This window comes from Flavobacterium ginsengisoli (assembly GCF_029625315.1).
Taxonomy (GTDB): Bacteria; Bacteroidota; Bacteroidia; order Flavobacteriales; family Flavobacteriaceae; genus Flavobacterium; species Flavobacterium ginsengisoli.
In genome coordinates this window covers 2,316,565-2,339,788 of record NZ_CP121110.1, presented here as the reverse complement: position 1 = coordinate 2,339,788, position 23,224 = coordinate 2,316,565, and the positions used below count along the sequence as shown (strand labels likewise).

At 34.4% G+C, this 23,224-nt stretch carries 21 protein-coding genes; 19 read left to right on the top strand and 2 right to left on the bottom strand.

Annotated elements, in window-relative coordinates; genetic code table 11:
• Positions 1-9: 9 nt before the first annotated feature.
• From P5P87_RS10875 to P5P87_RS10830, 10 genes are all read left to right on the top strand, one after another.
• Complete coding sequence (locus P5P87_RS10875; protein WP_278022560.1) at positions 10-2,367, top strand: SusC/RagA family TonB-linked outer membrane protein; 2,358 nt, start codon at positions 10-12, stop codon at positions 2,365-2,367.
• Between the two features lie 10 nt (positions 2,368-2,377).
• Positions 2,378-3,277, top strand: coding sequence for a RagB/SusD family nutrient uptake outer membrane protein (locus P5P87_RS10870; RefSeq protein WP_278022559.1), 900 nt, complete (start codon positions 2,378-2,380; stop codon positions 3,275-3,277).
• Complete coding sequence (locus P5P87_RS10865) at positions 3,243-4,010, top strand: RagB/SusD family nutrient uptake outer membrane protein (RefSeq protein WP_340696693.1); 768 nt, start codon at positions 3,243-3,245, stop codon at positions 4,008-4,010. Before P5P87_RS10870 ends, P5P87_RS10865 begins: the two co-directional genes overlap by 35 nt.
• Before the next feature lie 31 nt (positions 4,011-4,041).
• Positions 4,042-5,406, top strand: a complete 1,365-nt coding sequence (locus tag P5P87_RS10860; RefSeq protein WP_278022557.1) for a glycan-binding surface protein — start codon at positions 4,042-4,044, stop codon at positions 5,404-5,406.
• Positions 5,407-5,421: 15 nt separating this feature from the next.
• A complete protein-coding gene (locus P5P87_RS10855; protein WP_278022556.1) occupies positions 5,422-5,841 on the top strand; it encodes a hypothetical protein in 420 nt (139 codons plus the stop codon).
• The gene (locus P5P87_RS10850; protein WP_278022555.1) at positions 5,768-6,256 is read left to right on the top strand and encodes a hypothetical protein; all 489 of its coding nucleotides are present in this window, start codon (positions 5,768-5,770) and stop codon (positions 6,254-6,256) included. Before P5P87_RS10855 ends, P5P87_RS10850 begins: the two co-directional genes overlap by 74 nt.
• Positions 6,225-7,628, top strand: a complete 1,404-nt coding sequence (locus P5P87_RS10845; protein WP_278022554.1) for an endo-1,4-beta-xylanase — start codon at positions 6,225-6,227, stop codon at positions 7,626-7,628. The genes P5P87_RS10850 and P5P87_RS10845 overlap by 32 nt, the downstream gene beginning before the upstream one ends.
• A gap of 114 nt (positions 7,629-7,742) precedes the next feature.
• The gene (locus tag P5P87_RS10840; protein ID WP_278022553.1) at positions 7,743-9,392 is read left to right on the top strand and encodes a GH35 family beta-galactosidase; all 1,650 of its coding nucleotides are present in this window, start codon (positions 7,743-7,745) and stop codon (positions 9,390-9,392) included.
• A 128-nt stretch (positions 9,393-9,520) separates the two neighbouring features.
• Positions 9,521-10,402, top strand: coding sequence for a sialate O-acetylesterase (locus P5P87_RS10835; protein WP_278022552.1), 882 nt, complete (start codon positions 9,521-9,523; stop codon positions 10,400-10,402).
• Positions 10,403-10,528: 126 nt separating this feature from the next.
• On the top strand, positions 10,529-11,434 hold the full coding sequence (locus P5P87_RS10830) for a sialate O-acetylesterase (RefSeq protein WP_278022551.1): 906 nt from the start codon (positions 10,529-10,531) through the stop codon (positions 11,432-11,434).
• Positions 11,435-11,639: 205 nt separating this feature from the next.
• Here P5P87_RS10830 and P5P87_RS10825 read toward each other — a convergent pair whose 3' ends face one another.
• The gene (locus P5P87_RS10825) at positions 11,640-12,593 is read right to left on the bottom strand and encodes a LysR substrate-binding domain-containing protein (RefSeq protein WP_233074219.1); all 954 of its coding nucleotides are present in this window, start codon (positions 12,591-12,593) and stop codon (positions 11,640-11,642) included.
• A gap of 25 nt (positions 12,594-12,618) precedes the next feature.
• On the opposite strand from P5P87_RS10825, the gene P5P87_RS10820 reads away from it, so the two are divergent.
• Entirely contained in the window at positions 12,619-13,368 is a 750-nt protein-coding gene (locus P5P87_RS10820) for an MBL fold metallo-hydrolase (protein WP_278022550.1), read from the top strand.
• 43 nt (positions 13,369-13,411) lie between these two features.
• Here P5P87_RS10820 and P5P87_RS10815 read toward each other — a convergent pair whose 3' ends face one another.
• Entirely contained in the window at positions 13,412-14,023 is a 612-nt protein-coding gene (locus tag P5P87_RS10815) for an RNA polymerase sigma factor (RefSeq protein WP_198858440.1), read from the bottom strand.
• 280 nt (positions 14,024-14,303) lie between these two features.
• Here P5P87_RS10815 and P5P87_RS10810 point away from each other — a divergent pair, with 280 nt between their 5' ends.
• The 8 genes from P5P87_RS10810 (at position 14,304) to P5P87_RS10775 (ending at position 23,148) form a co-directional block, all read left to right on the top strand.
• Positions 14,304-15,455 carry a FecR family protein gene (locus P5P87_RS10810; RefSeq protein ID WP_278022549.1) on the top strand — a complete coding sequence of 384 codons (1,152 nt, stop codon included), beginning with the start codon at positions 14,304-14,306 and terminating at the stop codon, positions 15,453-15,455.
• A gap of 213 nt (positions 15,456-15,668) precedes the next feature.
• The gene (locus P5P87_RS10805; RefSeq protein WP_278022548.1) at positions 15,669-18,500 is read left to right on the top strand and encodes a SusC/RagA family TonB-linked outer membrane protein; all 2,832 of its coding nucleotides are present in this window, start codon (positions 15,669-15,671) and stop codon (positions 18,498-18,500) included.
• Positions 18,478-19,239: a hypothetical protein gene (locus P5P87_RS10800; protein WP_278022547.1), complete on the top strand. Its 762-nt coding sequence runs from the start codon at positions 18,478-18,480 to the stop codon at positions 19,237-19,239. The genes P5P87_RS10805 and P5P87_RS10800 overlap by 23 nt, the downstream gene beginning before the upstream one ends.
• A 17-nt stretch (positions 19,240-19,256) precedes the next feature.
• The gene (locus tag P5P87_RS10795) at positions 19,257-19,487 is read left to right on the top strand and encodes a hypothetical protein (RefSeq protein ID WP_278022546.1); all 231 of its coding nucleotides are present in this window, start codon (positions 19,257-19,259) and stop codon (positions 19,485-19,487) included.
• A gap of 1 nt (position 19,488) precedes the next feature.
• Positions 19,489-20,664 (top strand): RagB/SusD family nutrient uptake outer membrane protein, encoded by a 1,176-nt coding sequence (locus P5P87_RS10790; RefSeq protein ID WP_278022545.1) that lies wholly within the window; start codon positions 19,489-19,491, stop codon positions 20,662-20,664.
• A 125-nt stretch (positions 20,665-20,789) separates the two neighbouring features.
• Positions 20,790-21,935 carry a TlpA disulfide reductase family protein gene (locus P5P87_RS10785; protein ID WP_278022544.1) on the top strand — a complete coding sequence of 382 codons (1,146 nt, stop codon included), beginning with the start codon at positions 20,790-20,792 and terminating at the stop codon, positions 21,933-21,935.
• Positions 21,936-22,016: 81 nt separating this feature from the next.
• Positions 22,017-22,865 carry a TlpA disulfide reductase family protein gene (locus tag P5P87_RS10780; RefSeq protein WP_278022543.1) on the top strand — a complete coding sequence of 283 codons (849 nt, stop codon included), beginning with the start codon at positions 22,017-22,019 and terminating at the stop codon, positions 22,863-22,865.
• Positions 22,837-23,148: a peroxiredoxin family protein gene (locus P5P87_RS10775; protein WP_278022542.1), complete on the top strand. Its 312-nt coding sequence runs from the start codon at positions 22,837-22,839 to the stop codon at positions 23,146-23,148. The genes P5P87_RS10780 and P5P87_RS10775 overlap by 29 nt, the downstream gene beginning before the upstream one ends.
• Positions 23,149-23,224 lie beyond the last annotated feature (76 nt).

Sequence of the window (23,224 nt, the reverse complement as noted above, 5' to 3'; positions counted from 1 at the left end):
GAATTGCAAGTGCTAAATTTGCGAGAATATGGAACGCTTAAAAACACAAGAGCAGATTTAGGAATCGTACAAAGAGACCCTTATTTTATTCGTCCTGATTTATTAGGAGAAGGAACAAATTGGCAAGACGAATTATTTCAAACAGGTTTAATCCAGAGTTATAATTTATCTGCTTCAGGCGGATCTGATACTACCACTTATGCATTAGGAATGTCTTATTTTGATCAGGAAGGAACAATAATCGGATCTTCATTTGATCGTATGACGATTCGAGCTGTAGTCGATTCTCAAGTAAAAAAATGGATGAAGGTTGGAGTGAATTTAAATACCTACAAAACCAATCAGGTAACAACAGTTAATGATGATTCTGTGATTTTAACGGCACTAAAACAAACTCCAAACGTAGCGTCTCGTAATGCTGATGGAACTTTTGATGGACCAGATACAACTGAATTCGTTCAAACCAACCCACTCGGAATTGCAATGCTTAAAGATAATCACGGAAAAGATTACGGAATTAGAGGGAATGTGTATGCAGAAATTGGTTTTACAAAAGATTTAAAACTTAAAACACAATATTCTATAGATTATGGTTTTGGAAATAGATATACTTTTAATCCATCTTATACTTTTGGAGCATTATCAAACGAAGTAAGAGAAGGATCAAGAACAAAATCTACTAGCGAAAACTGGATTTGGACAAATACATTGACTTATAATAAAGTATTCGGAAAAAGTAATGTTAATGCGATGTTGGCTCAAGAGCTTCAAGAGCAAAACTGGGAAAATCTATACGGTTACCGTTCAGGCTATTTAACAAACGGAGCAACAGATTTAAATGCAGGTGACCCAACAACAGCAAGAAACTCAAATGCAAGTTCTACAAAATCGCTTAGTTCTTATTTTGCAAGAGCAACTTATACATTTGATGATAGATATATTCTAACAGGAACAATTAGAAGAGACGGATCTTCACAATTTGCTGAAGGCAACAAATGGGATTGGTTTCCATCTGCTGCATTAGCTTGGAAAGTTTCAAATGAATCATTTTTGAAAGAAAACCAGACAATTAGCAACCTAAAATTACGTGCTGGATGGGGAGTAACAGGTAACTCAAGCGTACCAAATAATGCTTACACTTCTGTTTACGGTACTTCTGCTACAAATTGGGGAAGCGGACAAATTGCAACTAATACAGCAAATCCAGACCTTAAATGGGAAAAATCAAACCAGACTAATATTGGTTTAGACATCGGACTTCTAGACAATAGAATTGAAATCACAGCAGATGCTTATTACAAGAAAACAGACGATTTATTATTAAGATTATCACTTCCTGCTTATGTAGGAACAACAGGGCAAGGAGCTACAACGCCACCTTTTGCTAATATTGGATCTCTTGAAAATAAAGGTTTTGAGTTCACTATTAACACGATTAACATGCAGAGAAAAGATTTTCTTTGGAAATCAAATTTCAATATTTCAGTGAATAGATCTAAAGTATTGAAACTGAATTCAGAATCTGGTGTTTACGATCAGACCTTACAACAAGGTTCAGACGTAACGGTTGTTACTCGTACTGCTGTTGGACAGCCATTAGGACAATTTTATGGCTATAAAGTAATCGGACGTTTTGAAAAAGCAACAGATTTCTATTATAAAGATGCCAACGGAGTAGTAAAACCAACAGCATTGCCTGAAGGAATGGCAATTGGTGAAAATGGTGTTTGGATTGGAGATTATATGTTTGAAGATGCGAATAAAGATGGTGTAATCAACGAAAAAGATGCTGGTTATATTGGTAATCCTAATCCAGATTTTACATTCGGACTTAATAATAGTTTTTCTTTCTTAGGATTTGATGTAAGCATTTTATTTACCGGTTCTTACGGAAATGAAGTTCTAAATTACCAAAGAAGATGGTTAGAAAACCCTCGTGAGAATACCAACTTATTAAAAACTGCTTTAGGATATGCACAATTAGAACTAATCGATCCGAACGGACCAAATGATTATCGTAACGTTCAGATTGTAGGTGGAGATCCTTACATGACTAGAATTGCGACTTCTTCGGCTTCTTCGGCATCTAATTATCGTTTAAGCAACAGATTTGTAGAAGATGGATCTTATGTAAGACTTAAAAACATTTCAATATCGTATAATCTTCCTAAAGACTTATACTCTAAGTACGGAATTTCAAATGTAAAAGTGACCTCAAACATGCAGAATGTTTTAACCTTTACGAAGTATAAAGGATACGATCCAGAAGTTGGAGCAATAAACCAAAATCAGCTTTTAAATGGTGTAGATAACGGACGTTATCCTTCACCAACAATCACTACACTTGGATTAACTGTTAATTTCTAAAAAACGCACAATGAAAACAAAGAAAATATTTTATACGGCTTTAATTATTGCATTGCCATTTGTTTGGACGAGTTGCGGCGACATTTTAGATGTTGAACCGAATGATGTAATTACAAAAGAGAATTTTTATAAAAGCGAGTCTGATTTTCAGGCAGCAACAGGACCATTGTACAACAAAGTATGGTTCGATTTTAATGATAAATTTTATTACGGATTAGGAGACGGACGTGCTGCAAACATGTATGCGCCTTTCTCAGATTACGTTTATCCGTTTACAGATTTAACAGAAACAGGATTAACAGGACCTTTGGTTTCGGCTTGGGCATCATTGTATAATGTAGTGCAACAGTCTAATAACGTGATCATCGGGATTTCTGGAAGCCCGTTGAGTGATGCAGTTAAGGATAGATACATTGCCGAAGCTCGTTTTATGAGAGGAACGGCTTATTGGTATTTGGCTTCATTATGGGGAGATGTAATCATTTCTACAAATCCAAGCGAATTGGTAAAAAATCCAATTGTGAATAAAAATCCAATGAAAGATGTTTATGAATTCGCTATACGTGATTTAGAATTTGCGGCAAAATATCTTCCTGAAACTGCTGGTCAATCTGGACGTTTAACAAGATATAGCGCATTCGGAATGCTATCTCGCGTTTACTTGTCATTTTCGGGAGTAAGCGACAACCCAAACAGCGGAACCCGCAACCAAGAATATCTTGATTTGGCTAAAAAAGTCGCAGAAAAAGTAATGAGTTCTGGGCCATATAGTTTAATGGCAAATTATGAAGATTTATTCATGATTGATAATAATAATAATTCAGAATCAATGTTTGCACTGCAATGGGTTCCAAACGGAGATTACGGAGTAAACAATACGCAAGCAAGCTTATTTTGCTTTAGGTTCTGATATTACAGGAGACGATGCTGCTTGGGGATACTGGACAAGAGCTTCTTATAATGTTTTACAAGAATATGAGTCAAAAGATCTTCGCCGTAGAGCAACTTTTATGGGAGATGGCGATCATTATGCTGAAATTAATAAAGCAAATGGCGGTTATACTGTAGATCACACTGCAGATTTCCTAACGGTTAAAAAAGGTGTCGTAGGTTCTACAAAAGATAATTCTAAAATTACCCGTATGAATTCTGCTTTAAACACTTATATGTTACGTCTTGCAGAAGTTTATTTGAATTACGCAGAAGCAGCTTTAGGAAACAATGCTTCAACAGCAGATGCAACAGCCATTTCAGTCGTAAATAGACTTCGTGCACGTGCAGGCTTAGACCCAAAAACAACTTTGACTTATGCAGATATTATTCATGAAAGAAGAGTTGAATTATGTATGGAAGGACAATATTGGTACGACTTAGTTCGTAGAGCTTACTACAAACAGCAAGAAGTAATTAACTACGTTACAGGACAAAACAGAGGAACAATAACTCCAATTTTGTACGATACAGCCACAAATACAGTTACGGTTGATGCTTCAAAAGCGACAAGTCCGAGAGCAATTGGTGTAATCGACGCGACCATTTTCACACTTCCTTATCCAGAATCTGAATTAGTTCAGAATCCATTATTGAGAGAAAATCCTGTTCCGTATCAGTTTACAGAAGAGAAAATAAAAGACTTATTCTAGTTTCAGAAATAAAAAACTAAAAGATATAAATATGAAATATATTTTAAATAAAAAGTATTGGGCGCCCATCGCACTCTTTAGCATGATGGTTTTCAGTATGCTGTTTACTTCTTGCGATAATAACGATTCAGAAGGAAGCACAATTACAATTACAAAAGTGTTTTTAGAAGATGTAAATTCATCTGTACCTGATAGAGAAGTTAGTTTTGCTCGTTTAGGACAGCTATTGCGCATTGAAGGTTCTGGATTTGCAGGTTTGAAGAAAGTATATATTAACGGATATTCTACTTATTTCAATGTTGTTTTTGTTTCTAATACCTCAATGTTAGTGAGCATTTCAGCAGATACTCCAATTACAGATGCAGATCCATCAGTAAGAAATACAATTCGTTTTGTAAATGACAATAACGAAGTCACATTTCCTTTTCAAATTCGCGCAGGAAAACCTTCTATTATAAGTATGTCCAATACAATGCCAAATCCAGGAGAAACAATTATTGTTTCAGGAACAGGCTTAACAGAAGTAAGCAAAGTAGTTTTTCCAGGAAATGTTGAAGTAACAACAGGAATCACTTCAGACGAAGAAGGAGAATCTTTTACAGTAGTTGTTCCAAACGGAATTTCAGATTTAGGAGGTTCAATTTACGCAGAAACATCAAATGGAGGTGTTTATTCTCCAAGATATTTTAACTTCAAAAAAGGTATATTATTAGATTTTGACGGACAAGGTTCTCATGGATATTGGGGAACTTCAACAAGTATGATTCAGCCAACAGATATAGAATCGGCAGTTTTAGGAACAGGAAATACATCTCAAGGAAAATACGTACCTCATCGTCCAGCTCGTATCGCTTCTTTTGATGCCGCTAAAAACCGTTGTTCTGAAGTTTGGACAGCAGGAAATGGAGTAGACAATTGGAGAGCACAATTAACCCCATACATTCCAGCAAGTACAGCATTAGACAAAGTAGCATTTCAGTTTGATATCTATGTGCCAGATGTTTGGAGAGAATCAGGCTTCTTAAAAATTTGTATGATCAATAACTTTAATGGCGGAGAATGGGCAGGAGCTTGTTACAATTATGTTCCTTGGATTAAAGATGGTAAAGCAATTGGCGTAAATACAACAGGATGGATCACAGTTACAATTCCGTTAAACAAATTCTATGCATGGTCTAAAGAAGCATTTACTTTCGAAACAGTTTTAGCATATCGTGAAGCGGCAACGTACCAAAACTTTGGAATTTACTTCGAAAATTCTGATGTAAAACTATCTAACGTAACAGGAAATGCAAGCGAAGTAGAATTCCCTTCAAAAGCAACTTCTGTAAAAGTGTACACTGACAACTGGAGAATTGTACCATTAGATACGCCAGTTTACAATGATTTTAACTAACCCAACAACCACAAAATGAAATATAAATATATCATACCAATAATTGCTTCATCACTAATGATTTTGTCATCATGCGATGATAATTTGATGGAGTGGGGAAAAGACCCAGAGCACGGAGAAGTAACAGGAGCTGAACTTCCGCTGGCTTTAGTAGAAAAAATTAGCCGTTACGAACCATTAAAAAACTACTCTGATTTTACTTTAGGAAACGGAATCGGAATAAGTTTATACATGAGCGATGCTGCTTATAGAAAAATCGTAAACGAAAATTTTGACGAAGTAACGCCAGGTTACGAAATGAAGCACGGTGCAATGGTAAACTCTAAAGGAGAAATTAACTTTTCCACCGTAGATGCTTTTATTGCGAGCAACAAAAAGTGCTGGATTAACAGTTTTCGGACACACTTTAGTTTGGCATTCCAATCAAAATGCTAGTTATCTAAACGGTATTATTGCCCCAACAGTAATTCCAGGTTCAAGCGGTACAAATGTCTTGGATCTAACACCTATTAAAAGCGGAACTTTCACAGGATGGGCTAGAAATAACCCAGGAAAAGGCATTACAACAGTTGCCAATGCCGGACTAACAAGCACTTCGTCTGCAATTCAATTAGAATCTAGCGCAAGTTCTTCTGCAGCTTACAATTTGCAATTAACTTCGCCAAATGTGCCAATAGTTGATGGGCATAATTATGAAATTTCATTTTATATAAAATCAGATGTTGCCGGAAAAGGACGCATTTCGTTCAATGGATCATTAGCTAATCAATATCCATATAAAGATTGGTTTAGCACTGGAGGAACGTGGACAGAAGCTTTTGAAACGACTTCTTCTTGGCAAGCAAGTTAAAATTAAATTAGCGCCAGGCGATTTTAAATCAGGAAGCACAAGTTTTCAGTTTAATTTAGATTTAGGATATCTTCCAAATGTAACTTACTTGATTGATGCCAATACACTTGCAGTTGTTGATCTTGATGCGGCTACAGCTGTAACCAATTTGGTGACCAACGGTAATTTTAATTCAGGAATAACCGGATGGGCAAAATACAATGGAGCTACAGATGCCTTGAGTGCGGCATCGGCATCAGAGGCTTACGAAGGAAACGGCGCAATGAAAGTAATCAACGCAACCGATAATTCTGGTGGAGAATGGAAAACGCAAATTCATGCAGATTTTACTTCAACATTAACAGCAGGAAAAAATTACACAATTTCGTATATGATTCGTTCAGAAGCACCAGGTTCTGTACGTTGTTCAACAACAGGAGGGTCAGCTCAATACCAAGGAAATCAGGCAACTTCTACAACTTGGAAATTAATTGAGTGGAAAATAACAGCAGCTGGAACAGAAACAGGTTTCAATTTTGATTTAGGATTACTTGCTGGTACCTATTATATTGATAATGTTACAGTAACAGACGGATCATCTGCTGGTGGCGGTGCAACAGCTCCAGTGACAATTGAAAAAACAGATGCTGAGAAAACTAAAATTATTGGAGATGCTATGACAGATTGGATTTCTAAAATGATGACACATTACAAAACAAGCGTTTTTGCTTGGGATGTTGTAAACGAACCAATGAAAGAAGATGGAACGCTAAGAAACGGAACAGAAGGCGATACAGCCGCAGATTATTTCTCATGGATTAAATATCTAGGAAAAGATTACGCTGTAACAGCTTTCAAACTAGCACGTCAATACGGAAATGAAACAGATAAACTTTTCATTAACGATTACAACCTAGAATCTAGATTAGACAAATGTGACGGATTAATCGAATATGTAAAATACATTGAAGGCAAAGGCGCTAGAATTGACGGAATTGGAACACAAATGCATATTGATTTAAATACAGATAAAGACAAAATTGCTCAAATGTTCCAAAAATTGGCGACTACAGGAAAATTGATTAAAATTTCTGAATTAGATATCAGATTAGGAACTGCTACGCCAACAGTTGCACAGCAAGCCTCTCAGTCAGAAATGTACCAGTATGTTATTGATATGTACAAAAAATACATTCCCGCAGGTCAGCAATACGGAATCACAATTTGGGGAGTATCCGATAATTCAAAAGAACATGAATACTGGCTTCCAAACGAGTCTCCAAATCTTTGGGATGCAAATTATGTTCGTAAACATGCATATAAAGGCACAGCAGACGGTCTTGCCGGAAAAGATGTGAGTTTAGGTTTCTCAGGAGAATTACAAAAACCTTAAATATTTAATTAGTAATATATCCATAGTGCAAGTCTGAAAAGGTCTGCACTATGGATTGTTTATTTTCTTAACTTTTATCGCTCAAGATTTATCAGAGCAAAAAAACAAATCAAAATGGCTTTCAATCGTAAAACAAATCGAGTAAGAGTTTTTACAAAAGGCAAATTGTTTCTCATTGCATTCTTGACAATACAATTTGGTTTTAGTCAAAACATACCACATCTTCAAAAAACAGGAAACAAAACACAATTAATTGTAAACCAAAAACCATTCTTAATACGAGGCGGAGAATTAGGAAATTCCTCTGCAACAAGTATGGAAAGCATGGAACCCATTTGGTCTAAATTGACAGATATGAACCTCAACACGGTTTTAACACCTATTTATTGGGAATTGATAGAACCGCAAGAAGGTAAATTTGATTTTCAGTTAGTAGATGACTTAATTCGTCGTGCAAGAAAAGAAAACTTAAAACTCGTTTTCCTTTGGTTCGGATCATGGAAAAACAGTATGTCAAGCCATGCTCCAGAATGGATAAAACTTAACCAGAAAAAATATCCAAGAGTTAAAGACGATAAAAATAAAAGCCATGAAATTTTGACGCCTTTCAGCGAAAATAATCTTCAAGCCGATTTGAATGCTTTTAAAAAACTGATGGCGCATATTAAAGATTTCGATCAAAAAGACCAAACCGTAATCATGATTCAGGTTGAAAACGAAATCGGAATGCTGCCAACAGCTCGTGATTATCATGCTTTAGCGAATGCTGCATTTCAGAAACCAGTTCCAGATGAATTGATCAAATATTTAGAAAAAAACAAGCAAAAACTAGTTCCAGAATTTTTAGAAATCTGGAAGAAAAACGGATTCAAAACCAAAGGAAACTGGGAAGAAGTTTTTGGAAAAGGACTGCATACAGACGAAATTTTCATGGCTTGGTATTTTTCTAAATTTACCAATATCGTTGCCAAAGCAGGAAAAGATGCTTATCCAATTCCGATGTTTGTTAACGCTGCCCTAAATGCGCCAGAAAAAAAGCCAGGACAATATCCAAGTGCAGGACCATTGCCTCATATTATGGACGTTTGGAAAGCCGCTGGAAATTCAATAGATTTTTTAGCGCCAGATTTCTACAATCCGTCATTCAAACAATGGAACGATTTGTTTACACGTCAAGGAGATCCACTTTTTATTCCAGAACATCGTTTTGATGAAACAGCTCCATTTAAAGGATTATATGCTATCGGACATTATGAAGCAATGGGATTTTCTCCATTTTCAATAGAATCTGTAGCCGATGCAAAAAAAGAACCTCTAGGTAAAATCTACGATTTGGTGCAACAATTAACTCCGACAATTGAAAAATACAAAGGACAAGGAAAAATCGATGGTGTTTTATTAGACAAAGAAAATAATACACAAATCATAAAAATGGGTGATTACGAATTCACTTTTAAACATGATTATACCTTAAATTGGTCTGATGGAGCAAAAGCTGAAACATGGCCAATGTCAAGCGCTATTATTATAGAAATCGCTAAAGATGAATTTTATATTTCAGGTTCAGGAATTGTGGTAACTTTTAAACCGTTAAAGGAAAATGTAAATGCTGGAATTCTAAAAACAGATTTTGGTAAATTCGAAAATGAAGTTTGGAGAACCATAAGACATTTCAACGGAGATCAAACGCATCAAGGAAGACATTTAAGAATCTCAGTTGGAGATTACGAAATTCAAAAAATAAAATTATATAGTTACGAATAGGTTTTTTTCGCCGCGAATTTCACGAATTTCCACTAATTATATTAGCCACAGATTAAAAGGATTAAAAGGATTTTTTTTAAATTAATCTATGTTAATCTTTTTAATCTGTGGCAAAAAAAAGATATCAAATGAAAAGCAAAATAACATTACTAGCAGTCCTTTTAAGTTTTGCGATTAATGCGCAAATAAAACTTCCGCGATTGATAAGTGACGGAATGATATTGCAGCGCGATACAAAAGTCAATATTTGGGGCTGGGCGTCGCCAAACGAAAAAGTCGAACTCGAATTTAATCGTAAAACATACAAAGCCACAACAGCTCAAGACGGAAAATGGACCATTCAGATTCCTTCTCAAAAAGCAGGCGGACCTTACGAAATGACTTTAAAAGCGTCCAACACAATTGTCTTGAAAAACATTCTTTTTGGAGATGTTTGGCTGTGCTCTGGACAATCGAACATGGAACTTCCAATGGATCGTTTGAAAGACAAATACAAAGAAGAAATTGCAAAATCTGCCAATACTAATATTCGTCAGTTTTTAGTTCCCGATGAATATTATTTCGAAAAAGAAAGAAACGATTTTTCATCTGGTTCTTGGATTGAAGCAAATCCAATTAATGTTTTACAGTTTACAGGAGTTGGATATTTCTTTGCTTCAGAAATATACGAAAAGTATAAAATTCCAATTGGATTAATCAATAGCGCTTTGGGTGGTTCTCCTGCCGAATCATGGATTAGCGAAGAAGGCATTAAAAAGTTTCCCGAATATTATCAAGAATATTTAAAATTCAAAGACGGAAAACTCGAAAAACAAATAGATGAAAACGATCGTAAAGTCAGTTCAGAATGGTACAAATTATTAAACAATACCGATATTGGTGTTAAAAATAAATGGGCAAATTCTGCAGAGACTTCAGATTGGAACGAAATGCAAATTCGGGTTATTGGGCTGACGGAGAACTCGGAAAAACAAACGGTTCAGTTTGGTTTAAGAAAGAGTTTATACTAGAAAAAGCAAATGAAAATCAGGCAAAATTAATTTTAGGGCGAATTGTAGATGCCGATTCCGTTTTTGTAAACGGGCGTTTCGTTGGAACAACTTCGTACCAATATCCGCCAAGAATTTATTCTTTTAATGCTCGCTATTTTAAAAGAAGGAAAAAATGAAATTACAGTTCGAATCATCAATAATTCAGGAAAAGGAGGTTTTGTAACCGATAAACCATATAAGCTAATTGTTGGAGATAAAACTATTGATTTAAAGGGAACTTGGAAATACAAATTAGGCTCAAAAATGGAACCGCTTCCTGGACAGACTTTCGTTCGCTGGAAACCTGTTGGGCTTTACAATGCGATGATTGCACCTTTGAAAAATTACCCAATAAAAGGCGTTTTATGGTATCAAGGAGAAGCTAATACCAAAAAGTCTTTGGAATATGGAGCTTTAATGGAAACCTTAATTGAAAATTGGCGTACGCAATTGAAACAGGAAAAATTGCCATTTTTATTGGTGCAGCTTCCAAATTTTATGGAGTCAAAAACAGAACCAACAGAAAGCAGTTGGGCTACCTTAAGACAACAGCAATTAAATACGCTAAAAGTTCCAAATACAGGATTGGCCATAACAATAGATTTAGGCGAATGGAACGATATTCATCCTTTAGACAAATATGATGTTGGAAAAAGATTGTCATTGCAAGCTAGAAAATTGGTTTATGGAGAAAAAAACTTAACTGCCTCAGGTCCGATTTTTCAATCTATGAAGCAAAATGGGAATAAACTGATTTTAAGCTTCTCAGATATTGGAACAGGTTTTATGATTAAAAAAGGAAACGATTTAAAAGAATTTGCCATTTCAGGAACAGACGGAAAGTTTGTTTGGGCAAAAGCAATTTTCGAAGGTGATAAAATCGTAGTTTGGAATGACTCGGTTGCAAATCCTGTAAAAGTTCGTTATGCTTGGGCAGATAATCCTTCTGAAGCTAATTTATACAATAAAGAAGACTTGCCAGCTTCGCCTTTTGAAGCAGAGTTGAAATAAACTATAGATACGAGAACTTTGTCAAAGTTTTAAACTTTGACAAAGTTTGCCGTAAACAATTTTTTCTCAGGACAAATTCCGGAGGAATGAAATATTTATAGATTAATTGATCCACAGTTGGCAAAAGCTCCAGAGGAGCGACATAATTATTTCTATAAATATTTCGTCCCGCTGGGACTTGCGGTAAAATACTGATGTTTAAAAATTATTTCAAATTTTCTACTAGCATTTTCAAAAACGCCGTCACCGCTTTTTTCTCATATACTTCTTTCAAAGAAATAAGCATCGCAGTTCGTGTCATATTTTTGCCTTGTATAGGAATTGCGTACAAATCTTTCTCGTCTTCAATAGTGGTTTTGGTCAAAATAGTATGCCATTTTCCCGTTTTAATCAGTTCGAGCAAAGTGGGAATATCATTTATTTCAATCGTAACTTTTGGGTGTAAACTACTTTTTTCAAAAGCTTTATTGATAAATTGTGTGGTACTGAAACCACTCGACGGAAGCGCAAGCGGCAAGGAACTTACCTCATCTAGAGAAATACTTTTTTTATAGGTCAAAGGCGTCTCTGATGCTGTAACCAAAGCCATTGGCGATGTAAACAATTCCAGATATTTAAAATGTGCTTCAGAAGCAATTTCTTCAAAAGTCAGAATAACATCAAGCTGAAAATGATTTAGTTTTTGAATGAGTTCTTGCGAAGTTCCAAAGATAATTTCGAATTGTATTTTTGGATATTCAGAACTAAATAAAATCAGTGCTTTTGTAACCACATGACGTAGCGCATACGTTACGCCAATTGCCACTTTTCCAGTTTCGAGTTTATTTAAATCTTTTAATAATTCCAATCCGTCAGAAGCTTTATTGACCGATTGTTGTGCGTAAACGGCAAACAAATCTCCAGCTTCTGTCAAAGTTATTCGCTTTCCGATTCGGTTAAAAAGAGGAACCTGCAATTCATCTTCCAACTGTTTTATTTGTTGCGATAATGTACTTTGACTGATGAAAAGTGCCGAAGCAGCTTCAGTAAAATTCAGTAATTCTTTTGCTTTCAGAAAATATTTAAGCTGACGAAGTTCCATTTCTAAATCGGTTTTATCGATTGATTTTATCGAAAAATAAGGTTTTACAAATATAGAAATTCTTAAGAACTTTGTCATGTTGCAAAATTAAAGCAGAAACAAAATGGAAATTATAGCATTACAAGAAGGAAATTATGTTGCCAATTCTAAAAAAGAATTTAAACTTTTGTCAGACGAATCAAACGATCCAGGTTTAAAAATGGCCATTCAGCCTTTTGTTGTTATCACCGATAATGATGTTATTTTATTAGATTTCGGATTAGGATTTGTAAATAATGGCATTCCTTTTATTTATGAAATTTTACGAAAAAACAATATCGAACCTCAACAGATAACAAAAGTTTTGGTTTCGCATTTGCATAAAGATCATATTGAAGGAATTGGTTATTTTGAAAACGGAAATCTGATTCAAAATTTTCCAAATGCAACGATTTATATTCAAAAACGCGAAATAGATTTTGCTTTAGAACAAATCAATAATCCGTCTTACGTTCCTGAAATATTGAATCAGCTCGAAAAACTTCCAAATGTGGAATTATTAAATGCTGACAGCGGACAAATTACCGACGAAATTTTCTATGAAGTTTCGGCTGGGCATACCCAATTTCATCAAGTTTTTTGGATCAAAGCCGATGACGAAATTGTTTTTTATGGAGCCGACGATTTACCGCAAAAAATATATTGGTCAATGCATGTTGCCTATAAAACTGATTTTGACGGAAAACGCGCTAGAGAATCTCGTAAAAAATGGGAACAGCAAGCAAAAGATGAAAACTGGAAAGTGCTTTTTTATCACGATATGAAAGAGCCAATTCTAGAATTTATCGAAGAAAAAATGAAATACGTATCCTAAAGCTTTGCAATCAATTTCAGCTTTAAAACAATAAAAGGAAAATTCAGATTAAATTATTTAGTCTGAATTTTTTTTTAGCAGAAAATAGAAGAAACAAAACACTTTTTACTTTTTCTTCTAAAGAAGTACGCAGAATTGAGAATGCTTTGGTAATCTGCGCTTCAACCGTTTTGATGGAAACATCCAAATGTTCTGCAATTTCTATATTGGTCAAACCTTCTTTTTTGCTTAAAATAAAAACTTCTTTACATTTTGGCGGTAAGTTTTGAATTTCTTTATTCACAGCATTCAAAACTCTTTGAAAAGATTCCGAATCTTCTTCTTGAACAATTCCGTTTAAGGCATCATAATACGATTTTTCTAAAGAAAATAAAGACTGGTTTTTTCGGTATAAATCGATAAACTCATTATAAACCAGTTTATAAAGAAAGCTTTTTAAAGAATGGTCTACTTTTAATCTTGTACGCTGTTCCCAAACTTTAATAAAAACATTTTGCACAATATCTTCTGCGCTGTAAACATTCTTAACCAAGCTGTTAGCATATACACAAAGTTTATGATGATAAGTGTCGATAAGATACGTGTAAGCGCTTTCATCTCCATTTTGTAGAGACTCAATTAGAATAGTATTATCGCTGTAATCATCCATCTTCATAAAAACAAATATATAAATTAATAGTTTTTGAGGTCAAAAAGTGAATTGAATTTGCTCAAAACGCCCTCTTTTTTGCCTTTCTATTCGAAAATTATTACAAATAAAAAAGGAATAAAAATGCAAATATAAATCTTTTACCTTATAAAATCTATCAAATTAATCGAGTTTTATTGAGAGAAAAGACTTGTGAAAAATAAAAAAATCAGTAAAATGAAAAAAACTTTATCAAATTGTTAGGGTTTTGTTTTTTGGCTTCGTAATAATATTAAAAACGACTAAAATGACAGTAAAAAAGTCAGAGAGACTAATTGTTAAATTTATCACAAATCAAGCTTCTCAAGAAGAGATTGAGCAGCTCACAGAGTGGTTAAAAGAAGAAGAGAATCAAATTGTATTTAAGGATTTTGTGCAAACCAATTATGCAATTGATACTGCTTTGAACACTTTTGATTCGACTGAAGTTAGAAAACAGCTTTCGGAACGAATCAATAAGGAAAATAATGTTTTTTATAAACGAAGATTTCCATCATATTATAAATATGCGACGGTTTTAATTGTGGCTTTGGGAGGATTTTATTTTTATAAAAATTCTAGCTCAGAACAAGTTAAACAAAATGTTATTGTACCGAGAGTTGACGAAATTGTTTTACAATTTGGTAACGGAGCATCTGAAAACATTGATACTTCAGAAGAAAAAAATGTTACGGATAAAGATGGAAATATTATTGGAAAACAAGAGAAAAACAAACTGGTTTATAATAAAGCTTTCGCTAATGGAGAGTTGGTTTACAACACTCTGAAAATCCCGTACGGAAAAAAATTCGATGTACAATTATCAGACGGAACTTTGGTGCATTTAAATTCAGGAACCTCATTTAAATATCCAGTTCAATTTGTCAAAAATAAAAACAGACAAGTGTATTTAACCGGCGAAGCGTATTTTGAAGTTAGCAAAGACAAAAGCCATCCGTTTACGGTAAATGCACAAGAAGTCAATGTTGAGGTTTTAGGAACTAAGTTCAATGTAGACTCATATAGCAATAATAGCAGTACAAATGTTGTATTGGTCGAAGGCAAAGTTTCACTTTATAAAGATCAAAAAACAAGTCAAAATCAGGTTTATTTAACGCCAGGTTATAAAGGATCAACTCAAAAAGGACAAAACGGAATAAATATCGAACAGGTTAATACAGATTATTATACTGATTGGGTAAAAGGGAGTCTGGTTTTTAAAAATGCATCTTTTGATGATATTATCAAAAAGTTAGAACGTCAATATAATGTGACTTTCATCAATAAAAATAAAACACTCGGAAGAGAAATTTTCAATGCCCGTTTTGATAATGAGCCAATTGAAGTGGTCTTGAAATATTTCAGCGACAGTTATGCGATTGATTACAACATTGACCAAGACAAAATAACGATTAAATAGAGAGGGAGAAAAAGAAAAAAGACAAAAAATATAAGAAGCAAGATTGAGAAATCTACAATCAAGAATCTAAAATCTAAAATAAAGAGGCCTATGTAACAAAAATCCAAAATGAAAAGGATCGTTATAAAAAAACCGGAAAATGCGCCAACATTTCCGGTAGAGTATATGCGGTCAGTTAATTAACCAACCAACATTAAAAAACATTTTAAAAGTATGAAAAAACTCTTGAACAGAATCAGGTTTGATAAGCCTTTTTTGAAATTTGATTTGAAAATGAAATTGACCACATTATTTCTGCTAACTGCCTTAACAGTAATGCACGCCGGAACCACTTATTCTCAAAAAAGCAAGATTTCTTTTAATGCCAGCAACATGACCGTTGCCAAAGTAATTGAAAGGCTTGAATATACTACAGATTACAGATTTGTTTACAATGTAAGATCTGTAGATTTAAACAGAGTAATCGACGTAAATGCATACGAAGCTTCAATCGAAGTTATATTAAATAAAATTTTTAATAATACAAGTACCGATTTTAAGGTGTCTGGAAACCATATTGTCTTGACGCCTAGAAAAATCGCTCCCGAAAAAACCGAGGAGAAAAAACCTGTTGCAGATTTTATCGTAAAAGGTAGAGTAACAGATGCAAAAGGAATGCCTTTGGTAGGTGCAGCAGTTGCAGATAATGGTTCTGGAAGAGGTGTAAATACCGATTTTAATGGTGAATATCAAATTATTGCAGTAAGCGGCGAAACTACTTTGGCTTATTCTTATTTAGGATATGTAAGACAAGAAATAAAAGTTGAAGGAAGAAGCGTTATCAATGTTGTTTTAAAAGAAGACGTGCAGGAATTAGAAGGTTTGGTTTTAACGACTGGTTACCAAAATATTTCGGCTGAAAAAATAACAGGTTCTTTCTCCAATTTAAAAGCAAAAGAGTTTCAGGAGCAGCGTTTGAGCAGTATGGATAAAATCTTGGAAGGACGTATTGTTGGATATCAGGATGGTAAAATTCGTGGTACAACAACTATGCGAGGTGTCGTTTATCCTTTGTATGTTATTGACGGATTTCCTGTAGAAAGTACAAAACTAACGCCTTATGCCACTATAGAAGAAAATGTGCCGAATCTGAATTTAGAAGATATTGAAACAATTACAGTTTTAAAAGATGCAGCGGCGGCTTCTATTTATGGTTCTCGTGCAGCAAATGGAGTAGTGGTTATTACAACCAAAAAAGCAAAAGCTGGAAAAACAAATATCTCGTTTTCAAGCAATTTAACCGTTACACCTTATAGAAATTATACCGGAAACCTTACCGATTCTGCTGATATTATTGGTTTAGAAAAAGGTTGGGCGGCTGGAAACCCTAATTTACAAGGTGCAAATGCTGGAACTTATGCGCAATCATTATTAAATAATGCTGCATTTACGAGTTTAGGAATGAATACTTTATTAAATGGTTATGCCGGCAAAATTTCTATGACAGAAATGAATAGCCGTTTGAATACTCTTGGCGCACAAGGATATAAGTATTATGATGATATTGCAAAATATGCAAAACGAGATCAGTATTTTATGCGACACAATCTTAGTTTAGGTAAAGCTACAGAAAATAATACTTTTAATGCATCGATTACTTACAAAGACAATCAGCTTGAAGATCGATATTCTGAAAACCAGTCAGTAGGAATCAATTTGAAAAACTCTACTCAAATTAACAGCTGGCTATCTTTAGATTTAGGAACTTATTTAAACTACGGAACTGGCGATACGCAAAGTTATCTTGCATCATTGCCTGGGTTTAAATTTCAGCCGTACAATCAACTGGTAAATAACGACGGAACTAATTTTGTTTCGACTGCTGCATCTCGCTACAATAATTTTACGCTTCAGTCTATGCAGAATTACGGATTGTATAATATGGATATTACGCCAATGGATGAATTTGGAAGAAATCTGGTTGAAAATAAAAACTTCCTAAACAGAACGTACGCAAAGTTTAACGTTAAATTCAGCAAAGCCTTTACATACAATGCAATGTTCCAATACGAATATGGTTCAGATCGTGCAGAACAGCTTAATGAAAAGGATTCTTATTACGTAAGAAAGAGAGTAAACGAATTGGTTACTATTGTAAACAATAAAGCGGTTTACAATCTTCCTTATGGCGATATTATAAAAGAAACCAATCAGTTTACAAACGCTTATAATTTCCGTCAGCAGTTAAATTTCAATCAGACTTTTAATGAAAAACATGATTTTTCTGCCATTGCAGGTATGGAAATTCGTCATACAAAATTAGAATTTAGCAATAATACACGTTATGGTTATGACTCGCAGACTTTAGGTTTTGCTCCAATAAATCAGGCAGATTTGCTTAAAGTATACGGAGGAGTTTTTGGAGGCTACATGATTCAAGACGATTTTTCATTAGAAAAAGAAATGCTAAACCGTTTTGTATCTGTTTACTCTACAGGCGGATATACGTATGACGGAAGATACACCGTTTCTGGAAGTATACGTATGGATCGTTCTAATCTTTGGGGAACAGACAGTAAATATCAAAATAAACCAACTTGGTCTGCAGGTGCGGGATGGAATATTGATAAAGAATCTTTCTTTAAAGTTTCGTGGGTAGATGCGCTTAAAGTACGTGCTTCTTATGGTATTTTAGGAAATGTTGCTAAAGATACAGCGCCTTATTTAACAGCGTATTACAACTCTAATTCAAATGTTGGAGGAACTCAAGGAACTGTGAGATCGAGACCAAATCCAGAATTATCTTGGGAAAAAACAACAACAACCAACATTGGTTTGGATTTTTCATTATTCAAAAGCAGATTAAACGGAAGCTTAGACCTTTATAACAAAAAAGGAGAAGATTTATTAGCAAGCAGCCAAGGAATTCCAACAGAAGGATGGGGCTATTCTACTTATACCATCAACAACGGAGGAATGACAAATAAAGGAATCGAGGTAACTTTGAGAGGAACAATCGTAAAAACACCTTCATTCTCATGGGATGCTTGCTATTTTGTATGCTAATAATAAAAATAAAGTAGATTTTATAAACGTAAAAGCACCGGTTTATTATTTACAGTTAGATCAAGCACAAGCTTTTCCAAGAGTAGGAACAAGTTTTAACTCAATTTATGGTTACCAATGGGCAGGACTAAGCAGCACAGGATTGCCACAGGTTTATGACGCAAACGGAACAGCTGTAAAATACAATCCGGGTCAGGTCGATGCTATTAAAGATTTTGGCTCAACAGTACCTATTCACAGCGGTTCGTTTCATACTTCTGCCAATTACAAAAACTTCTCGCTTTCGGCACTTTTTGTATATGAGTTAGGCCATAAAATTAAAAATACATTCTTGCCAATGCTCAACAACAACTACAATGGCGCAATGGGTGGTTATGTAACAGATATTACGGTTGTAAACAATCATATTAGAGATCGTTGGCAGCAGCCAGGAGACGAAGCATTTACAAATGTTCCAAGAGTTGTTTATGAGTATGAACCCGATTTCAGTTCAGATTCACAAACTATTTATTCATACGCAGACATTAACATTCTAGACGCTTCAAACATTAGATTAAGCAACGTTTCATTGGCTTACCAAATGCCAAAAGAATTGATGAAGAGAGTAAAATTAGACGGAGTGCGTTTTAATCTAAATGCCGAAAATGTGTTTACTGCAGCAAAAAGCAGAGATGCCAAATTCTTATTGAATGGTTTCCAATCTCCAAGTTTTGTTTTTGGTGTAAATGTTAACTTTTAATTTTTAAAGACTAGACGATGAAAAATATATATAAAAAGGCAGTGTGCCTATTGGCTTTAGGATTGACTTTGGCATCTTGCGAAAATTATTTGGACGATATTCCAAAAGGATCAAAAACACCAACCACTTTGGCAGATTTTGAAGCTTTTTTAAGAGACGAATACACCAACCAAAGAGTAGATGTTTTACCTGCTTTGCACGTATTAAACGACCAGTTTGTAAACGCAGACAACTTTATCGAGCAATAGATTGTATAATGCAAACTATATGTGGGATGAAAATGCAAATCGTATCGAATTGAAACCATCAGATGAAGGAACTTACTATGGAGGCTATCAAGGAATTTCGACTTTTAATTTAATAATCGAAAATGCTTTAACAGCAACAAAAGCAACAGAACAGGAGCAAAGAGTTGTTTGGGCTCAAGCAAAATTGTTGCGTGCCATGAATTATTTTAATCTGGTAAATTTTTACGCAGATACGTATGTGGCTTCAATAGCATCGACAAAATTATCAGTTCCGTTAATTACGAGTGCTAATATTAATGCGCCAAGCAAACAGGTAACCATTCAGGAATTATATGATTTTATTTTAAATGATATTAAAGATGCGCTGCCTTATCTGCCAAAAGTTTCTCAGACGGCGCTGCACCCAAATTTAGGCGCTGGTTATGCTTTCAATGCAAGAGTAAATCTGCAGATGAATAATTATACAGAAGCTTTAAAAAATGCCGATTTAGCATTAGCAGAAAACAATAAATTATACGATTGGATTGGATATTACAATGCCAATAAAGCAGTGATCGATGTTCCGAATTCGTACACTACAACTCCGTCTCCAATGGGATTCAATTATGTAGAAAATTACACATTTCGTCACGGAAGTTCTTCAAATTTAGGAGCAGAATTTGACATTCCAGTAGAACGTGCACAGCGTTTTGAAACGGGCGATGCAAGATTTATTTCTCGATGGAAAATTAGAACAGTAGGTGCTGAGACTTCATATAGAAGAACTTTGACCGGAGCTTTCAATTTTGGAGGAATCACAACAGTAGAAGTATATTTAATAAAAGCAGAATGTCTAGCACGTGCAGGACAAATTGCAGATGCATTAACCGTTTTAAATACCGTTCGTAAAACACGTATTCTTCCAGCTTCTTATCAAGATATTTCAACTACTGATAAAACAACAGCTCTGAATGCCATTTACAGAACGAAAAACAACGAACTAATCATGACGCTTATTCCATATGCAGACGCACGCCGTTTAAATGCAGAAGGAGTTTACAAAGTTAGTTTCACAAAAGTGGTTGGAGGTAAAACATATACACTTTCTTCAGACTCTCATTTATGGACATCTCCGTTCCCGCAAGGAGCAATAAATAATCCAGGAAACGGAACAATAACGCAAAACGTAGACAAATAATAACTGTAAAGCTTCCTGATTAGGAACTCCGAAAAGGAAGCTTTTCTTAAAATATCAATCAAAAATGAATACAATTAAATATAAAATATTAGGATTGTGCATCTGTTTGTTTATGATTTCAAACAATGGTCAGGCACAAAAGAAAAAAACAGCTTCTCCTGCGAGCAACGTCTTATTCTATTGAAGGAAATGTTACAGGGTTAATCGATGGAACAGCTGTAAAATTAATACCAGGGGGAACACATACTTCTGAACTGCCAGTTGCTGAAACAACGCTTAAAGACGGTAAATTTACTTTTTCAGGAAAATTAAATGAGCCACGTTTTTTCTATGTTGTCTTTGGTAAAAACAAAGGAAATATTTCTGTAATGGTCGAAAATGCAAAAATAAAAATATCGGCAGCTGGTACGGTTTCAGATAAAGAAGGAGAGTGGATAACTTTTAAAGATGTAGTTATTACGGGCTCTAAATCACATGATTTTTATGCAAAAGAAATTGTTTATAAAGATCAGCTTGATAAAGACTATAAAGCGTATCACACCAAAGATTCAGATGAATTGAGCAAATTAATCGGTGCGGCAAGACGCGATAAAAATACAAAAGCGGTAGATTCACTTCAGAATCTTCCAGTTTGGAAAAAATTTGAAGCAGATGAAAAAGCATTTTTTACAAATGTCGAAAAAACAACATTGGCTCTTATTGCGAAACATAAAGCAAATTGGTGGGGACCATTTTTTATGATGACTTCATACAGTTATTTTACTCCAGAACAAAAGCCAATTTACGAGCAATTTTCTGATGTGGCAAAGAAAAGCTACTACGGACAGATTTTAGATAAAGATTTGAATCCGAAATCTTTAGTAGGAACAAGCATTGCCAATTTCGGATTAAAAGATAAAGACGGAAAAACATTTAATGCAAAAGATATCGTAACAGGTAAAAAGTATATTTTGGTAGATTTTTGGGCATCTTGGTGCGGTCCATGCCGAAAAGAAATTCCGAATTTAAAAACAGCTTATGCTGAATATTCAAACAAAGGATTTGAAATTTTAAGCGTTTCAATTGATAAAGATGAAAAAGCTTGGCAAAAAGCTCTTGGACAGGAAAATATGCAATGGCACAATCTTCTAGACGACGATAAAGTGAGTAAATCATTTAACGTAAAAGCAATTCCAGCAACCTATTTAGTAGACGGTAAAGGTGTAATTATCGGAGAAAATTTGAGAGGTGCAGAATTAGAAGCTAAGTTGAAAGAACTTATGAAATCGTAATTAAGTCTCAGTTTTCAAACTTTGACAAAGTTGAATTACCTTGAATAAAAATTAAAAAAATAACAAACAAAAAATATCATCATGAAAAGTACAATCTTAAAATCATCGTTTTTGGCATTGGCGCTTACGGCTTTTACTTCTTGCACAAAGAAAGAAGGATATACAATAAACGGGAAAATTGCCGGATTAGATAAAGGAACTGTTTATCTGGAATACGCCGATGAAAAAGGAGATAAAAAAATCATTGATTCGGCTGAGGTAAAAGAAGGTGCATTTTCTTTTGCAGGAAAAACAGGAGAACCTTTATTTCATACCATTAAAATTAAAGGACAGGAATATGGAGCTTATTTTCTTTTAGATAATGAAGATATTACGATTGAAGCCAAAAAAGATTCTGTTTTTAAAGCCAAAGTAACTGGAGCTACTCAAAACGGACTTTACAAATCGTATTACGATAACGAATTCAAAAAAATACAAGCAGTTGCTGGTCCGATTTACAAATTATCTGATTCACTGACACAAGGCGGAAAAGTAAAACTAACTCCAGAACAGCAAACCATGATGGATAAAAAATGGAAAGATCTTGGCGCTTTCGCGGATGATTTGACAGATAAATTCATCAGAAAAAATAAAGACAATTTAGGTGGAGCATTAGTAATTGAAGACCGAATTGTCTCTTACGGAACTCCAGAAAAAGTAAAAGAATATTATGCAGTTTTATCTCCAGAAATTCAAAAATCATTTTACGGAAAAAAATTAAAAGCATCGATTGATCTTAACGAAAAAACAGCAGTTGGCGTTGCAGCTCCTGAATTTTCTCAAACTGATATTAACGGAAAAGTAGTAAAATTATCAGATTACAAAGGTAAATATGTTCTAGTAGATTTTTGGGCAAGCTGGTGTGGTCCATGCCGAAAAAGAAAATCCTAATGTAGTTGTGGCTTACAAAACCTATCACGATAAAGGATTTGATGTTTTGGGAGTTTCTCTAGATGATAAAAAGAAACTTTGGGAAAAAGCAATCGAAAAAGACGGTTTAACCTGGACACATGTTTCTGATTTAAAAGGATGGCAAAATGAAGCGACCGTTTTATACGGAGTAAAAATGGTTCCAACCAACTACTTAATTGGACCCGACGGAAAAATCGTTGCCAAGAATCTTAGAGAAGCTGAATTGCAATCTAAACTAAAAGAAATTTTCAGTAAATCTTAAGCTTTTTAAAAATGCAAGATCAACTTTGTCAAAGTTTTAAACTTTGACAAAGTTACTTCAAGCTAAATATCTCAAT

What these genes read in the sequence shown, in the direction of transcription:
- P5P87_RS10870 (WP_278022559.1), top strand. Translation starts at nt 2,378, where the DNA reads ATGAAAACAAAGAAAATATTTTATACGGCTTTAATTATTGCATTGCCA.
- P5P87_RS10860 (WP_278022557.1), top strand. Translation starts at nt 4,042, where the DNA reads ATGAAATATATTTTAAATAAAAAGTATTGGGCGCCCATCGCACTCTTT.
- P5P87_RS10855 (WP_278022556.1), top strand. Translation starts at nt 5,422, where the DNA reads ATGAAATATAAATATATCATACCAATAATTGCTTCATCACTAATGATT.
- P5P87_RS10840 (WP_278022553.1), top strand. Translation starts at nt 7,743, where the DNA reads ATGGCTTTCAATCGTAAAACAAATCGAGTAAGAGTTTTTACAAAAGGC.
- P5P87_RS10835 (WP_278022552.1), top strand. Translation starts at nt 9,521, where the DNA reads ATGAAAAGCAAAATAACATTACTAGCAGTCCTTTTAAGTTTTGCGATT.
- P5P87_RS10830 (WP_278022551.1), top strand. Translation starts at nt 10,529, where the DNA reads ATGCTCGCTATTTTAAAAGAAGGAAAAAATGAAATTACAGTTCGAATC.
- P5P87_RS10825 (WP_233074219.1), bottom strand. Translation starts at nt 12,593, where the DNA reads ATGACAAAGTTCTTAAGAATTTCTATATTTGTAAAACCTTATTTTTCG.
- P5P87_RS10820 (WP_278022550.1), top strand. Translation starts at nt 12,619, where the DNA reads ATGGAAATTATAGCATTACAAGAAGGAAATTATGTTGCCAATTCTAAA.
- P5P87_RS10815 (WP_198858440.1), bottom strand. Translation starts at nt 14,023, where the DNA reads ATGAAGATGGATGATTACAGCGATAATACTATTCTAATTGAGTCTCTA.
- P5P87_RS10810 (WP_278022549.1), top strand. Translation starts at nt 14,304, where the DNA reads ATGACAGTAAAAAAGTCAGAGAGACTAATTGTTAAATTTATCACAAAT.
- P5P87_RS10805 (WP_278022548.1), top strand. Translation starts at nt 15,669, where the DNA reads ATGAAAAAACTCTTGAACAGAATCAGGTTTGATAAGCCTTTTTTGAAA.
- P5P87_RS10800 (WP_278022547.1), top strand. Translation starts at nt 18,478, where the DNA reads ATGCTTGCTATTTTGTATGCTAATAATAAAAATAAAGTAGATTTTATA.
- P5P87_RS10795 (WP_278022546.1), top strand. Translation starts at nt 19,257, where the DNA reads ATGAAAAATATATATAAAAAGGCAGTGTGCCTATTGGCTTTAGGATTG.
- P5P87_RS10785 (WP_278022544.1), top strand. Translation starts at nt 20,790, where the DNA reads ATGGTCAGGCACAAAAGAAAAAAACAGCTTCTCCTGCGAGCAACGTCT.
- P5P87_RS10780 (WP_278022543.1), top strand. Translation starts at nt 22,017, where the DNA reads ATGAAAAGTACAATCTTAAAATCATCGTTTTTGGCATTGGCGCTTACG.